We start from the raw sequence: 15,406 nt of genomic DNA on the forward strand, positions 1-15,406 counted from the left end.
AGAAATGTCCGCTATCCGTTCGCAAGCGGCCGTCGGGCTGATAAATATAGTCTTGACTAACTTTTCTCCCGAATCCAGCTTCCGCGCCGATGGCGGGAGAGAGTTATGGGCTGGAGCAACTGGTCGGGTAGCGTCACCGCACCCGCGCAAATTGCCCGTCCGCATAGCGAGGACGAACTCGCCGCGCTGATCCGCAGCGCGCACAAGCTGCGCGTCACTGGGGCCGGGCACAGTTTCATGCCGCTTTGCGAATCGGGCGAACTGATTGTCAGTCTGGACGATATGGCGGGCGAGCTGCAGGTCGCAGCCGACCGTCAGACGGCGCGCATCCCGGCGGGCTGGAGCATCCGGCGCCTGACCGCGGCCTTGTGGGATGAAGGGCTGGCGCTCGCCAACCAGGGCGACGTCAATCCGCAGTCGCTCGCGGGGGCGATGGCGACCGGGACGCACGGGACCGGGGTCGAACTCGGATCGCTCGCCACCTTTGCGCGCGGCTTCCGGCTGATCAGCGCCGATGGCGCGGCGCATTGGTGCGATGCGACCATCAATCCCGACCTCTTTCAGGCACAGCGGCTGTCGCTCGGGCTGTTCGGCGTGGCGACCGAGATCGAGGTCGCGGTCGTCCCGGCCTTCCATCTGTCGGAGCGGATCGAAAAGCGCCGTTGGGCCGAAATCCGCGAAAGCTACGACGATCTGGCGCAGCAACACCGCCACGTCGAATTCTGGTTCTTTCCGCACAGCGACGATGTGATCCTGAAAACGCTCGATCCGTGCGATCCATGCGACCCGCCGCCGACGACGACCGATATGGAGGAGGCGAGTTTTCGCCGTATCCTGAACATCGCGGCGCGGCTGCCCTTCCTGACCCCCTCGCTCCAGCGTCTGATGATGAAAAGCGGCATTTCGGGGCGCCGCCGCGGGCCCGCGCACCTGGTCTTTCCATCCGACCGCACGATCCGCTTCGAGGAAATGGAATATGAAATGCCGCGCGCGGCGGGGCTCGACACGCTCTTTGAAGTCGTCGGGTGGATTCGCCGCAAGCGCCTGCCGGTCACCTTTCCGTTCGAATTTCGCACCGTCGCCGCCGACGACATCTGGATGAGCCCGATGAACGCGGGGCCGGTCGCGGCGATCTCGATGCATCAATATGCCAAAATGCCGTGGCGAAACCTGTTCGCCGAGGCCGAGAAGATCTTTCGCGGCCATGGCGGGCGTCCCCATTGGGCCAAACGCCACACGCTGACCCGCGCCGATGTCGCGGCGCTCTATCCGATGGCGGGGCGCTATGCCGCGGTCCGCCGCGCCGCCGACCCCGGCGGAAAATTCCTCAACCCGCATCTGGAAAGCCTGTTCGCATGACAACCGACCGCGATCTCCACGCGCATCTGATCGGCCAGCAAGGGTCTCGCGCCGACCTCAACACCCCGGTGCTGGTGCTCGATGCCGATGCGCTCGACCGCAATATCGCGGCGATGGCGGCGCTGACCGCAGACAAGGGTGTTGCCTTGCGCCCCCACGCCAAGACCCACAAGAGCGTTGAAATCGCCAAGCGGCAGATCGGTGCGGGGGCGGTCGGCATCTGCTGCGCCAAGATCGGCGAGGCCGAGGCCTTGAGCGACGGCGGGGTGACGGGCATCCTCATCACCTCACCGGTTGCGGCGCCGCGCGCGATCGACCGGCTCGCGGCGCTCGCGAGCCGCACCGAAGGGCTGATGGCGGTAGTCGACCATCCGGGCGTCGCGACGCGCATCGATGCCGCGCTCGCCGCGGCAGGCGCGCGGCTCGACGTGATCATCGACATCGACCCTGGCATCGCGCGCACCGGCGTCGCGTCGGCCGATGCCGCCGTCGCCCTGGCGCGGATCATCGCCGCCGCACCGAACCTCGCCTATCGCGGGGTACAATTTTATTGCGGGTCGCAGCAGCATATCGAAAGCTATGCCGACCGCCGCGCCGCGATCGTCGAGCGCACCGCCTATCTGCAGACGGTGATCGCGGCCTTGACCGATGCGGGCTTTGCGCCGGCCATCGTCACCGGATCGGGGACTGGAACCCACCGCATCGACCTGGAACTTGGTGTGTTCACCGAACTCCAGGCGGGCAGCTATGTGTTTATGGACAAACAATATCTCGACTGCGACCTGACCGGCGCGGGCGGCGAATCGCCATTCGCGGTTTCGCTGTCGGTCGATGCCCGGGTGGTCAGCGCCAACCATGACGGGCTGGTGACCATCGATGCCGGGTATAAATCGCTTTCGACCGACGGCGGCGTCGCGGTGGTTCAGCGCGGCGCGCCCGAAACCGCCTTCTTTGCCTTCATGGGCGACGAGCATGCGGCGCTGATCGCGCCGGGCATCGGTGCTGAGCTCGCCCCCGGCGATCCGGTCAGCCTGACCGTGCCGCACTGCGATCCCACGGTGAATCTCTACGACAGCTACCATGTCGTCGCGGGCGATACGCTGACCGACATCTGGCCGGTCAGCGCGCGCGGCCGGGCGCGATGATCGCTGCCCCGCCGCGACAGGATCGTGCGCACCTGACCCGCGCCCGCCTGCTCGACGTCGCGGGCGAATTGCTGGCCGAGGTCGGGATCGAACGGATTTCGACCAATATGATCGCCGCGCGCGCCGGGCTGACGCCGCCCGCGCTCTACCGCTATTTCAGCGACAAATATGCGGTGCTCGAGGCGCTCGGGCGCCGCTTGATGGAGCGGCAGAACGCGGTGCTGGAGACCTGGCTGGCGCGGCACGCGCCCGCCGGGATCGCGGCGATGGCTGACCATATCGGCGACCTGCTCGCGGACAATGCCGCCGTGACGCGCGCCGAGCCGGGCGCGGTGTGGATCTTGCGCGCGCTCCACGCCTCGCCGCGGCTCGTCCATGTCCGGCTCGAATCGCACCGGCATGTGACCGACCGGCTGGCCGACGCCTGCGCTGCGCATCTGGCGGCCCCCGACCGACAGCGGCTGTGGTCGCGGCTCCGGCTGGCGGTCGAGCTCGGCTTTGCCGCCGACGAAATGCTGTATGAAGAAGACAAGGTTTCGGAGGACGCCGTAATGGCCGATGTCGCGGCGATGCTGCGCTTCGCCATGCTCGATTTGGCGAATTCCCCTCCCGCTTGCGGGAGGGGTTAGGGGTGGGCGCGAGTAACGCGAGCCCCCGGCATCGCCATCACCCACCCCGCTGCAACTAGCGAACAAGTTCGCAAGTTTCGCTGCCCCTCCCGCTTGCGGGAGGGGATCGTCGCACTCTACCGGCACCCGCTTTGCCACTCCGCCGCAAGCATGCTTCCCTTTCGGCGATCCACGCTTTAGAGGCTTGGCCCTATGGTCGCCGACAGCACGTCCCATTTCCGCTTGCGTCTTCACCGCGATAGTAACGCGGTGATTGGCTGGTTTCGCGACATGTGGACGCGGCGCTGGTTCCGCTGGCTTGGCTATCTGGCGCTCGCCGGTTTGCTGGGGATCGCGCTGATCTGGGCGATCTTCGCGCGCGATCTGCCGTCGGTCGACCAGCTGCGCGACTATGAACCGGCGCTGCCGACGATGGTCCGCGACGGCGAAGGCAAGCCGGTGCATGCCTATGCCCGCGACCGGCGGGTGCAGCTGGAATATAGCGAATATCCGCAGCTTTTGGTGCGCTCCTTCCTGGCCGCCGAGGACAAGACCTTCTTCAGCCACGGCGGCATCGACTATCCGGGCATCGCTTCGGCGATCGTCACCAACCTCACCAACAGCGGTCGCCCGGTCGGCGCTTCGACGATCACCCAGCAGGTGGCGAAGAATCTGCTGCTCACCAACGAACTCAGCTATCGCCGCAAGGTGCGCGAGGCGATCCTCGCGATGCGGATCGAGGATGCGCTGACCAAGGAACAGATCCTCGAACTGTACCTCAACGAAATCCCGCTCGGTCGCCGCAGCTTCGGGGTGCAGGCGGCAAGCCGCGCCTATTTCGACAAGGATGTCGATCAGCTCCAGCTCCACGAAATGGCCTTCCTTGCCATCCTGCCCAAGGCGCCCGAAAAATATGGGCGCACCCGCTTTGAGCGCGAGGCGCTGGCGCGGCGCAATTTCGTGCTGGGGTCGATGGAGGACAATGGCTGGATCACCGCGGCGCAGCGCGACGCCGCGCGCGCGATGCCGCTGGGCCTGACCAACAGCGGCAACACCGCGATCGCGCAGGTCGGCGGCTATTATATGGAAGAGGTGCGGCGCCAGCTGATCGCCCAGTTCGGCGAAACCGCCGACGACGGCCCGCTCAGCGTCTATGCCGGCGGTCTCTGGGTCCGCACGCCTTATGACGGCAAGATGCAGGCAGGCGCCACGATGGCGCTGCGCAAGGGGCTTCAGCGGTATGATGCGGGCAAGGGCTGGTCGGGGCCGATCGCCCGGATCGAGGCCGACGATCAATGGCAGAGCCGCCTCGCATCGAGCTTTATCGGGATCGATTACGACAATTGGCGCGTCGCGGCGGTGCTGTCGAAATCGGCGGCGGCGGCACAGATCGGCTTTGCCAATGGCGACACCGGCACGCTGCCCGCCAGCGCCGCGACCATGGGCTATCGCAAAACGGGCGGCAGCGCTTTTTCGGCGATGCGCCCCGGCGACCTGATCGTCGTCAAGTCGACCGGCGGGTCGAGCTACGCGCTGCGCAACATTCCCGAAGTGTCAGGCGGGATGATCGTCGAAAGCCCGCATTCGGGCCGCATCTATGCGATGCAGGGCGGTTTCGACGTCAAGCTGTCGCCATTCAACCGGGCGACGCAGGCCGAACGCCAGCCGGGTTCGACGATCAAGCCGTTCGTCTATGCCGCCGCGCTCGACAATGGCATGACCCCCGCGACGATGATCGTCGATGGGCCGTTCTGCGTCTATCAGGGCGCGCGTTTCGGCAATAAATGCTTCCGCAACTTCGGCGGCTCGGGCGGCAGCGGCGAACATACGATGCGCTGGGGTCTGGAACAGTCGCGCAACCTGATGACCGTCAAGGCCGCGAGCCAGATCGGCATGGAGCCGATCGTCGAGACGATCCAGACGATGGGGATCGGCAAGCACGAACCCTATCTGTCGACCGCGCTCGGCGCCGGATCGACGACGGTGGAAAAGATCACCAACGCCTATGCGATGCTCGCCAACCATGGCCGCGAACTCAAGCCGCGGGTGATCGACTATGCGCAGGACCGCCGCGGCAAGGTGATTTTCCCGGCCAATTGGAAGCCGTGCGAAGGCTGTAACAAGAAGGATTGGGACGGGCGTCCGATGCCGCGCTTCGCCAAATCGGGCAAGCAGCTGATGGACCCGATGACCGCCTACCAGGTCGTCCACATGCTCGAGGGTGTTGTCCAGCGCGGGACCGCGGTGCGGCTGCGCGACCTCAACGTGCCCTTGTTCGGCAAGACCGGCACGACGACGGGGCCGAACGACGTGTGGTTCGTCGGCGGCACCCCCGATGTGATCGCGGGCATGTATATCGGCTTTGACCAGCCGCGCAGCATGGGCGGCTATGCGCAGGGCGGCAGTTATGCGGCGCCGATCTTCAAGGATTTTGCGCTTGCGGCGCTCGCCGACCGCCAGCCGATTCCGTTCGCCGCGCCCAAGGGCGTGCGGATGGTGCGCATCGATCGCCAGTCGGGGCGCCGCGTCTATGGCAGCTGGCCGGGCACCGACCCCAAGGCATCGATCATCTGGGAAGCGTTCAAACCCGAAAGCGAACCGCGCCGGACGATCCGCGAAGAAGAAATCAAGCCGGTCAAGACTCCCAGGCGGCAGGACGCGCCGGTACGGCAAGGCCCGGCGGGACGCACCGACAATGATTTCCTCGACGATCGCGGCGGCATTATCTGACGCTGCGGGCCCGCTTCCCCTTCGGCCTTTGAGGCCGTAAGGGCGAAACCAACATATTTCAGGAGCAAGGACATGCGCGCCGAAGCGCAGGATCATATCGACAAGATTGGCGCCGCATTGGCGCTGCTACGCCGTTTTCTCGACTGGGACCGCGCGGTGCGGCGGCTCGACGAGCTCAATGCCAAGGTCGAGGACCCGACGCTGTGGAACGATGCCAAGGCGGCGCAGGATGTGATGCGCGAACGCCGCCGGCTCGACGAGGCAATCACCGCGACGCGCGCGATCGAGACCGAATGCGCCGATACCGCCGAGCTGATCGAGCTTGCCGAGATGGAAGGCGACGAGGCGATGGTCGACGAGGCGGTGGCGTCGCTCGCCGCGCTTGCCGAACGGGCTGAAGAGGACAAGATCAAGGCGCTGCTTGCGGGCGAGGCCGACGGCAACGACTGCTATATCGAAGTCCATGCCGGCGCGGGCGGGACCGAGAGCCAGGACTGGGCCGAGATGCTCCAGCGCATGTACAGCCGCTGGGCCGAAAAGCGCCGGATGAAGGTCGAGCTCGTCGAATATCAGGCGGGCGAACAGGCGGGGATCAAGTCGGCGACGATGCTGGTCAAGGGCGAGAATGCCTATGGCTATGCGAAGACCGAAAGCGGCGTCCACCGCCTCGTCCGCATTTCGCCCTACGACAGTTCGGCGCGGCGCCATACCAGCTTTTCGAGCGTCTGGGTCTATCCGGTGATCGACGACAATATCGACATCGAGATCAACGAGAGTGACCTCAAGATCGATACCTACCGCGCCTCGGGCGCGGGCGGCCAGCACGTCAACACCACCGATTCGGCGGTGCGCATCACGCATATTCCGACGGGCATCGTCGTTGCGAGCCAGAACGACCGCTCGCAGCACAAGAACCGCGCGACCGCGATGGGGATGCTGAAAGCGCGGATGTACGAGGCCGAGCTGCAAAAGCGCGAGGCGGCGGCGTCGGGCGAATATCAGGCGAAGACCGAAATCGGCTGGGGCCACCAGATCCGCTCCTATGTCCTCCAGCCCTATCAGCTGGTCAAGGATCTGCGCACCGGGGTCACCTCGACCGCGCCCGGCGACGTGCTCGACGGGGCGCTCGACCCGTTCATGGCGGCGGCGCTGTCGCAAAAGGTCACGGGCGAAAAGGTCGAGGTGGAGGACATCGATTGATCCGCCGCGCTGTCGTCCTGCTTGCACTCTTGCCGCTGCTCGGCGGCTGCGATGCGCCATGGGACGATAGCGGCGACCGCGCCATGACCGCGCGCGAATTTCCGCCCGCCGACCGCCCGGTAGCGCCGACGGTATCGACCAAATGGTCGACCGAGGAAGCGCGCGACCGCGTCAATGAAGCCGAGGATGTCATGGACTCGGCCGATGTCCGTCCCGGGATGACCGTGGCCGACATCGGCGCGGGCGATGGCTATTATACCGTGCGCCTCGCGCAGCGCGTCGGCGCGGGCGGGCGCGTGCTGGCGCAGGACATCATTCCCGAGGTGATCGAACGGCTTGCCGACCGCGTCGCGCGCGAACGGCTCGACAATGTCTCGCTCAAACTCGGCGCGGTCGACGACCCGCGGCTGCCCGCCGCCAGCTTCGACCGCGTGTTCATGGTCCATATGTATCATGAGATTGGCGAGCCCTACGCCTTTCTCTGGCGGCTACGCCCGGCATTGCGCGCGGGCGGGCAGGTGATCGTCGTCGACGGCGACCGCCCGATCGCAGACCATGGCACGCCGTTCCGCCTGCTCGTCTGCGAGTTCGAGGCGGTCGGGTACAAGCTGGTGTCCTATGACGACAAGCAGCATGCCGGGGGCTATCTGGCGCGCTTCGTACCTGAAGGGAAACGGCCTGAACCGGACGCGATTACCGTGTGCGATAATCCGTGACCGCTTGATCCTCCCTGCGCCAAAGGCGTGGGGAGGTGGCAGCGCGAAGCGCTGACGGAGGGGCATTTGCGCTGTCGTTGCTGCCCCTCCACCACTTGCTTCGCAAGCGGTCCCCCTCCCCATGGCTTCGCCACAGGGAGGATCAGTTATTCAATAAACCACCAACTGATCGTCCGGTCCCGCCTCCGCCATGAAGCTCACCAGCCCGCCCGTGCGCACCTGCGGCACCAGCTCGCTCGCGGTCATGCCGGTCAGCGCCATGCCCGACTGACAGACGACCAGCCGCACGTCCATCGCCATCGCCTCGGCGATCAGCGACACCAGATCGGGCTGCCCTGCCGCGCGCCGCGCCGCATCGCCGGCAAAGGCGACGGGGGTGCGCAGCAGCGCCGCGGCTGGTCCTTGCAGGAAGATGCGCGCCGGTCGCCCGAGCGCGGCCGCGGCCGCCGCCGCCTCGAGCGCGGCGTAAAAGCGCTCGCCATCGGCCGATGCGACGATGATGTTCAGCCCCCGCATATCGGACACTCCGGATCCTTGGGCACCGCCACCTCGCGCCAGCGCCGGTCGAGCATGTCGATGATTGCCAGCCGCCCCGTCAAGGCCGAGCCCCAGCCGGTCAGCGCGCGCACTGCCTCCAGCGCCGCCATCGTCCCGATCATGCCCGCCAGCGCGCCCATAACCCCGGTTTCGGCGCAGTTGATCCCGGGCCGGTCGGGATCGTCGCCGACCAGGCAGGCGTAGCACGGGCTGTCGGCGCGCCAGCCCTGGTACAGCGCGACCTGCCCCTCGAACGCCCCGATCGCGGCGCTGAGCAGCGAGGTCTGCAAGGTAACCGCGGCACGGTTGACCGTCAGCCGGGTCGCGAAATTGTCGCACCCATCGAGGATCAGGTCGGTGTTCGTCAGCAGCGTGGTGGCGTTCGCCTCGTCCAGCCGATTGGACACTGCGGCCGCCTCGACATGCGGGTTGATCCGCCGCGCCGCGTCCGCCGCGACCTCGGCCTTGCCCGCGCCGATGTCGGCATCGGTGAAGAGCGGCTGGCGCTGGAGGTTCGACAATTCGACCACATCGTCGTCGATGATCGTCAGCCTGCCGACGCCCGCCGCCGCGAGATAGGTGATCGCCGGACAGCCGATGCCGCCCGCGCCGATCACCGCGACATGCGCCGCCTTCAGCTTCGCCTGCCCCGCGCCGCCGAACGCGGGCAGGATGATCTGGCGCGCATAGCGGTCGAGTTCGGCGTCGCTGAGCAATTACTCGCTCGATCGCCGGGTCTTGATCCCCGATAGCGAGGCCAGTCCTGCGGCGTCGGCGGTTTCGTCGACGGGCTCGCTTTCGACCCCGGTCGATCCAAAACCGCCCGCCCCGCGCGCGGTCTCGTCGAGCGTCGTTACCTCGGCAAAGGTCGCCCGCTGGACGGGCGCGGGAACCAACTGCGCGATGCGATCGCCGCGCTTGATGTCGAAATTGTCCTCGCCCAGATTGGCCAGGATTACCTTCACTTCACCGCGATAATCGCTGTCGATCGTCCCCGGTGTGTTGAGGCAGGTGATGCCATGTTTGAGCGCCAGCCCCGAGCGCGGGCGCACCTGTACTTCATAGCCGGGCGGAATTGCCATCGCGAACCCGGTGGCCACTGCATGGCGGGTGCCGGGGCGGATCGTCAGCGATTCGGCGGCGACGACATCCATCCCCGCCGCGCCGTCGCTGGCATAGGCGGGCAGGGGCAGGCCGCCACCATTGGGCAGGCGCTGGATGCGGATTTCAATTGGGCTGGCGGGGGCTACGCGCATCGAGCTCATCGGCGATCTTTTCCATCAATTTGCGGGCGACGACGGCTTTCGGCAGTCGGTCCCAGCTGTCTATCCCGTTTTTGCTAACGATATGCACCCGGTTGCTTTCGCCGCCCATCGGGTCGGCGGCGACGTCGTTGGCGACGATCCAGTCGCACCCCTTTTTCGCCAGCTTCGCCTCGGCATGCGCGATGACGTCGTTGGTCTCTGCGGCAAAGCCGATCAGCAGCGGTGGCCGGTCGGGCGATCGGGCGACGCCGGCAAGGATGTCGGGATTTTCGGCTAGCGCGAGCGGCGGCACGGCGCCGCTGCCGTCCTTCTTGAGCTTCTGCGTGGCGGTATCGGCGGCCCGCCAGTCGGCGACGGCGGCGACCATGATCGCCGCATCGACGGGCAGCCCTTGCCGCACCTCTTCGGCCATATCGACCGCGGTTTCGACGTCGACGCGGATCACCCCCGGCGGGGTCGGCAGCTCGACCGGACCGGCGATCAGCAGCACCTCGGCCCCCGCTTCCGCGGCGGCAGCGGCGATCGCAAAACCCTGTTTGCCGCTCGACCGGTTGGCGATGTAGCGCACCGGGTCGATCGGCTCATGCGTCGGTCCCGCAGTGATCAGGATGCGGCGGCCGTAAAGCGGGCGATGGTTTTCGGGCGCAAAGTCGGGTTGGCCCCTCAAGTCCCCCTCCCGCTCGCGGGAGGGGCTAGGGGAGGGCATGTCTGAAGGGCCGGAATCGTCTAATGGCAAGACTGACGACGCAACAGGCCCTCCCCCAACCCCTCCCGCAAGCGGGAGGGGAGAAGAGAGCGCCGCCTCGATCGCCGCAAAAATCGCCGCCGTCTCGGGCAGCCGTCCCGGCCCGAACTCGCCGCACGCCATCTCGCCCTCGTCCGGGTCCAGCACCGTCACTCCGTCGCCACGCAGTGTCACTACATTGCGCTGCGTTGCCGGATGCAGCCACATGCGGACATTCATCGCGGGCGCCGCGAGCACCGGCTTGTCGGTGGCGAGCAGCAGCGTGGTGGCGAGGTCATCGGCGATGCCCGCCGCCATCTTCGCCAGCAAATCAGCGGTCGCGGGCGCTACGACGACCAGGTCGGCCTCGCGCGAGAGCTGGATATGCCCCATCTCGACCTCGTCCTTGAGGTCGAACAAATTGGTGTAAACCTTGTTCTCGGACAGCGCCGCGAGCGTCAGCGGCGTCACAAACTGCTCGCCCGCGCGGGTAAGGACACAGCGCACAACATAGCCCGATTTGCAGAGCAGGCGGACAAGCTCGATGCTCTTGTAAGCAGCGATGCCGCCGCCGATGATGAGCAGGATGCGGGGGGTGTTCATAATCTCAATAGCCCGTGATCAGCATGTCGATCGCCGACATCACGAGATAATGCTGATCCGACAGAGATGTCACAAAATTCTTCAACTCGCTCACTGGCACCGTCAACGCAAATTGCGTGTAGAGCGCCATGGGTTCCCCATCGATGGAAAAGATCGGATTAAGCCGTTCGGCAAGCTTGGGGCCGTCGTCCGGACGGACGAGCGGGATCACGAACCGCGTGTTCAAATGGTCGAGCGTGTTCGACTGGAAGTCGAGCAGATATTCACCCTGATCGGTTTGGAACACATCTAGCTGCGCCACAAGCGATCCCGATATCGCGCCAGCGGCAGGCCATGTTTGCGCACATATTCATTGGACGATTCCATGGCTTCCCGATTTTCGCGCTTCCATTCCTCGCCCAGCATTTTCCGAACTTCATCGGCCAGCCCGACTTCGCACGCCTGCGAAACATTGATGCCGAGCCGCTTTGCTTCGGACACGAGGTCGGCGGGCAGCGTGACGTTGGTCGGCTTTCGGCTGGCAGCGAAACGATGGACCTTATTCATGCGCAAAAAATATGCGCATAGTGTCTGCGTGTCAACCGAGCCACTGGAGCACGCCCGCACCCGCTGCCGCCCCGACCACCGCCGTCAGCACATAACGCCACCACACCCGCCGCTCGCCTCGTTCCCACATCAGCGGAATGTCGGGCAGCGGCGGCGCGGGGGGCGCGGCGCCCTTGCGCGGCAATTGTTCGTCGAGGCGGCGGATGATGTCGGGGATCAGCGCCAGCGTCTTGCCCTGTTCGCGCAGCCCATCGGCGAGCGCGGCCTCGGGGCCGAGTTCATCGCGGATCCATTCCTTCACGAACGGGCCTGACACGTCCCACATATTGATCTGCGGGTTCAGCATCGTCGCGACGCCTTCGACCATCACCATCGTCTTTTGCAGCAACAGCAGGTGCGGCTGGGTCTGCATGTCGAAATCGCGGGTGATTGCGAACAGGCCGTCGAGCATCTGCCCGACGCTGAGCTCGCTCACCGGCTTGCCGCGCATCGGTTCGCCGACCGCGCGCAGCGCCGTCGCGAATTCCTCGACATTATGATAATCAGGTACATATTGCGCCTCGAAATGGATCTCGGCGACGCGGCGATAATTGCCGGTGGTCAGGCCATAGAGGATTTCGGCGAGCCAGTAGCGCGCCTGCCGGTTGATCCGCCCCATGATCCCGAAATCGACCGCGGCGATCGTGCCGTCGGCCTTCACGAACAAATTGCCCTGGTGCATGTCGGCGTGGAAAAACCCCTCGGCGATCGCCTGGCGCAGGAAGGCGTGGACGAGGTTGCGGGCGAGTGCCTCCATGTCGTGACCCGCCGCGATCAGCGCATCGCGGCGCGAAATCTTGATGCCGTCGATCCAGCTCAGCGTCATCACGCGGCTGGTCGTGCGGTCCCAGTCGATTGCCGGGACTTCATAGGTCGGCACCCCGACCATCGCGTCGGCGAGCTCGGACGCCGAGGCGGCTTCGCGGCGCAGGTCGAGTTCGCGCAAGGTCCAGCGGCGGAAATTGGCGATCACCTGCCGCGGGCGCAGCCGCGATGCTTCGCCGCCCAGCGCCTCCAGATGCGCCGCCGCCCATTCATAGGTTTCGATATCGCGCGCGAACTGCTTGTCGATGCCGGGGCGGCGCACCTTCACTGCGACCTGGCGACCGTCGGTGGTCACCGCGCGGTGAACCTGTGCGATCGACGCCGATCCGACGGGGTCGGGGTCGAATTCGCGGTACAGGCTCTCCAGCGGCGCTTCGAACACAAACTCGATTTCTTGCCGGATCCGCTCGAACGGCACCGGAGCCAGCGCGTCCTGCAGGCTCAGCAGGTTGCGCGCCGCTTCCTCGCCGACCAGGTCGGGCCGCGTCGCGAGCGTCTGGCCCAGCTTGACCGCGGCGGGGCCGATCGCCTGAAACGCCGCGGCGTAATCGGGGATTGTCGGCTGCACCGTGCCGAAGCGCGCGATGCGGCACAGCCGCTTGACCCCCGGCGGGGTCTGCGGCGCGGTCTCGATCCCGCGCAGCGCGCCATGACGCGCGAGGATGCGGCCCCATTTCAGCAGGCGCAGGATATGGGTGACGGGACGGGTCAAGCCTTCCACCCGCTGTGGATCGCGACCAGCCCGCCCAGGATCGGTTCGACCTTCACCGCGGTGAAGCCTGCTTTGCGGATCATCTGCGCAAATTCGGGCATCGGCGGGAAGCGGCGGATCGATTCGATCAGATAGCGATAGCTGTCCTCGTCGTCGGCGATCAGCTTGCCAAGCTTGGGTACGAGGTGGTGCGAATAGGCGTCATAGGCCTGCGCGAAGCCCGGCCATTCGTTGGTCGAAAATTCGAGGCAGAAGAAGCGCCCGCCGTAGCGCAGCACGCGGTGGGCTTCCTTCAGCGCGGCGGGAATATCGGTGACGTTGCGGATGCCGAAAGCGATCGTATAGGCGTCGAAAAACTGGTCGGGAAACGACAGCGTCTCGGCATTCTGCTCGGACCAGACCAGCGTGTCGATCCCGCGCTCCGCCGCGCGCTCCATCCCGACCCCCAGCATGTCGGGGTTGATATCGGCGACGGTGATGCTCGCGCCCGACGGCTCCATCCGGAACGCGATGTCGCCGGTGCCGCCCGCCATGTCGAGGATCGCCTCGCCCTCGCGCGGCTTCACCCGGCGGACGAAGCGGTCTTTCCACAGCCGGTGCATGCCGCCCGACATTGCGTCGTTCATGATGTCATATTTGCGCGCGACGCGGCTGAACACCTCGCCGACCTTGGCGGTCTTTTCGGTCGCGGGAACCTGTTCATAGCCAAAGCTGACGGTATCGGTGGTGGTCATCGTGGCGGCGCCTTTGCGGGGGAGAAGCGAAGTCTGATCGGCCTTTAGCCAAGGGTTGAAGCGCAAGCAAATGGCGCGTAGCACGATGCGCGATATGCCCGAACTTCCCGAGGTTGAAACCACCGTGCGCGGCCTCACGCCGCACCTCAGCGGCCAGCGGCTGGTGCGCGTGTCGACGCTGCGTCCGGACCTCCGCCGCCCGTTCCCCGTCGATCTCGCGCAGCGGCTGACCGGCTCGATCGTCACCGGCCTGTCGCGCCGCGCCAAATATGGCATCATCGCGACCGACCGCGGCGACCATATGATCTTTCACCTTGGCATGTCGGGGAGCTGGCGGATCGGCGCGGGCGAACCCGGCAAGCACGATCATCTGCTGATCGACACCGCGGCGGGGCAGCGGCTGATGCTCCACGATCCGCGCCGCTTCGGATCGGTCGATCTGGTCGCAGGCGATCCGCTCACCGGTTTCCCGGCCTTCGTCACCCTCGGCCCCGAACCCTTGTCTGACGCCTTCGACGTCGCCTATCTGGCGCGGGTGCTCGCGGGGCGGCGCGCCCCGATCAAGGCGATGCTGCTCGACCAGACGATCGTCGCGGGGCTCGGCAATATCTATGTGTGCGAGGCGCTCAACATGGCGCGCATCCATCCAGCCAAGCCCGCCGCCGAGGTGTCGCGCGCCAAACTCGCGGCGTTGGTCCCCGCGATCAAGGCGGTGCTCGAGGCGTCGATCGCTGCGGGCGGATCGACGCTGCGCGATTACAAGCAGCCCGATGGCGAACTCGGCTATTTCGCCAAGGATTGGCGCGTCTATGGCCGCGAGGGCGAAGGCTGCGAATGCGGCGGCACGATCGCGCGCTTCGTCCAGAGCGGGCGATCGACCTTCTACTGCCCCAAATGCCAGCGTTGATGCGGGAAATCGGCGCAATATGCATTGACCAAAGCGGCCTTGCTGGCTATGGGCGCACCCTTCGAGCAGGGTCCGGTGTTCCGGAACCGGCCGTATCCGGACATTGATTCGCACGTTACGCGCGATTCGGCTGCTCCGGTGACGCTGTGCTCCGACCGACTTAGACCGTTTGAAAACCGAGGAATTTATGGCCAATACGCCCCAGGCAAAAAAGCGCATCCGCCGCAACACCGCGCGCACCATCGTGAACAAGAATCGCGTTTCGCGCATTCGCACGCTGGTGAAGAAGGTCGAGAATGCGATCATCGCCGGTGACAAGGATGCCGCGGCGACCGCGCTGAAGGCGGCGCAGCCCGAAATGGCGCGCGGCGTTGCCAAGGGTGTGCTGCACAAGAACACCGTGGCGCGCAAATTCTCGCGCCTGACCAAGAGCGTCAACGCGATCGCCTGATTGCGCTGTCCCGAAAGGGAACAAAAAAGACCCGTCGGCATCCTGCCAACGGGTCTTTTTTTGTGCCCGATATTGTGACCGGACGATGGCAAATGTGTTGCAGCGCGGTAAGTGACGGATTTACGGCGATTCGTTGATCTGCAACGCGAATGTCACATTTAAGTATCTAATAAATAGGCTAAAAATGTGACTTTGACGTGATTCTGGCGCCCCTGCCGAGTCAAGATTTTTATTTCAGTATTTTTACACCACCGCCCCTTGCTCGACTCGCTTTGCCCTGACTAGACAGGTGCGTCGTCGGCCTT

At 65.7% G+C, this 15,406-nt stretch carries 16 protein-coding genes; 8 read left to right on the forward strand and 8 right to left on the reverse strand.

Annotated features, from left to right (window positions below):
* Positions 1–105: 105 nt before the first annotated feature.
* From SPYCW_RS18500 to SPYCW_RS18525, 6 genes are all read left to right on the forward strand, one after another.
* Complete coding sequence (locus SPYCW_RS18500; protein WP_120217984.1) at positions 106–1,359, forward strand: D-arabinono-1,4-lactone oxidase; 1,254 nt, start codon at positions 106–108, stop codon at positions 1,357–1,359.
* Complete coding sequence (locus SPYCW_RS18505) at positions 1,356–2,504, forward strand: DSD1 family PLP-dependent enzyme (RefSeq protein ID WP_120217985.1); 1,149 nt, start codon at positions 1,356–1,358, stop codon at positions 2,502–2,504. The genes SPYCW_RS18500 and SPYCW_RS18505 overlap by 4 nt, the downstream gene beginning before the upstream one ends.
* Entirely contained in the window at positions 2,501–3,133 is a 633-nt protein-coding gene (locus SPYCW_RS18510) for a TetR/AcrR family transcriptional regulator (protein WP_120217986.1), read from the forward strand. The genes SPYCW_RS18505 and SPYCW_RS18510 overlap by 4 nt, the downstream gene beginning before the upstream one ends.
* A gap of 192 nt (positions 3,134–3,325) precedes the next feature.
* Positions 3,326–5,842: a penicillin-binding protein 1A gene (locus SPYCW_RS18515; RefSeq protein WP_120217987.1), complete on the forward strand. Its 2,517-nt coding sequence runs from the start codon at positions 3,326–3,328 to the stop codon at positions 5,840–5,842.
* Between the two features lie 72 nt (positions 5,843–5,914).
* Entirely contained in the window at positions 5,915–7,042 is a 1,128-nt protein-coding gene (prfB, locus tag SPYCW_RS18520; RefSeq protein WP_120217988.1) for a peptide chain release factor 2, read from the forward strand.
* Positions 7,039–7,758 carry a class I SAM-dependent methyltransferase gene (locus SPYCW_RS18525; protein ID WP_120217989.1) on the forward strand — a complete coding sequence of 240 codons (720 nt, stop codon included), beginning with the start codon at positions 7,039–7,041 and terminating at the stop codon, positions 7,756–7,758. The genes prfB and SPYCW_RS18525 overlap by 4 nt, the downstream gene beginning before the upstream one ends.
* Before the next feature lie 150 nt (positions 7,759–7,908).
* Here SPYCW_RS18525 and SPYCW_RS18530 read toward each other — a convergent pair whose 3' ends face one another.
* The 8 genes from SPYCW_RS18530 to SPYCW_RS18565 are packed head-to-tail and all read right to left on the reverse strand — an operon-like array spanning position 7,909 to position 13,743.
* Positions 7,909–8,274 carry a DsrE family protein gene (locus tag SPYCW_RS18530; RefSeq protein WP_120217990.1) on the reverse strand — a complete coding sequence of 122 codons (366 nt, stop codon included), beginning with the start codon at positions 8,272–8,274 and terminating at the stop codon, positions 7,909–7,911.
* Positions 8,262–9,011, reverse strand: a complete 750-nt coding sequence (locus SPYCW_RS18535; protein ID WP_120217991.1) for a HesA/MoeB/ThiF family protein — start codon at positions 9,009–9,011, stop codon at positions 8,262–8,264. The genes SPYCW_RS18530 and SPYCW_RS18535 overlap by 13 nt, the downstream gene beginning before the upstream one ends.
* On the reverse strand, positions 9,012–9,551 hold the full coding sequence (gene dut / locus SPYCW_RS18540; RefSeq protein ID WP_120217992.1) for a dUTP diphosphatase: 540 nt from the start codon (positions 9,549–9,551) through the stop codon (positions 9,012–9,014).
* Positions 9,523–10,887: a bifunctional phosphopantothenoylcysteine decarboxylase/phosphopantothenate synthase gene (locus tag SPYCW_RS18545; protein ID WP_120217993.1), complete on the reverse strand. Its 1,365-nt coding sequence runs from the start codon at positions 10,885–10,887 to the stop codon at positions 9,523–9,525. Before SPYCW_RS18545 ends, dut begins: the two co-directional genes overlap by 29 nt.
* Positions 10,888–10,891: 4 nt before the next feature.
* Positions 10,892–11,188, reverse strand: a complete 297-nt coding sequence (locus SPYCW_RS18550) for a CcdB family protein (protein ID WP_120217994.1) — start codon at positions 11,186–11,188, stop codon at positions 10,892–10,894.
* Positions 11,176–11,433, reverse strand: coding sequence for a type II toxin-antitoxin system CcdA family antitoxin (locus tag SPYCW_RS18555; RefSeq protein ID WP_120217995.1), 258 nt, complete (start codon positions 11,431–11,433; stop codon positions 11,176–11,178). Before SPYCW_RS18555 ends, SPYCW_RS18550 begins: the two co-directional genes overlap by 13 nt.
* Before the next feature lie 31 nt (positions 11,434–11,464).
* Positions 11,465–13,009, reverse strand: a complete 1,545-nt coding sequence (ubiB, locus tag SPYCW_RS18560; RefSeq protein ID WP_120218402.1) for a 2-polyprenylphenol 6-hydroxylase — start codon at positions 13,007–13,009, stop codon at positions 11,465–11,467.
* Entirely contained in the window at positions 13,006–13,743 is a 738-nt protein-coding gene (locus SPYCW_RS18565; RefSeq protein ID WP_120218403.1) for a class I SAM-dependent methyltransferase, read from the reverse strand. Before SPYCW_RS18565 ends, ubiB begins: the two co-directional genes overlap by 4 nt.
* Positions 13,744–13,837: 94 nt before the next feature.
* On the opposite strand from SPYCW_RS18565, the gene mutM reads away from it, so the two are divergent.
* Both mutM and rpsT read left to right on the forward strand, forming a co-directional pair.
* Entirely contained in the window at positions 13,838–14,650 is an 813-nt protein-coding gene (gene mutM / locus SPYCW_RS18570) for a bifunctional DNA-formamidopyrimidine glycosylase/DNA-(apurinic or apyrimidinic site) lyase (RefSeq protein ID WP_120218404.1), read from the forward strand.
* Between the two features lie 187 nt (positions 14,651–14,837).
* Positions 14,838–15,101: a 30S ribosomal protein S20 gene (gene rpsT, locus SPYCW_RS18575; RefSeq protein ID WP_120218405.1), complete on the forward strand. Its 264-nt coding sequence runs from the start codon at positions 14,838–14,840 to the stop codon at positions 15,099–15,101.
* Positions 15,102–15,406: the final 305 nt, after the last annotated feature.

It is taken from the genome of Sphingopyxis sp. EG6 (assembly GCF_003609815.1).
In the GTDB taxonomy this organism is placed as follows: domain Bacteria; phylum Pseudomonadota; class Alphaproteobacteria; order Sphingomonadales; family Sphingomonadaceae; genus Sphingopyxis.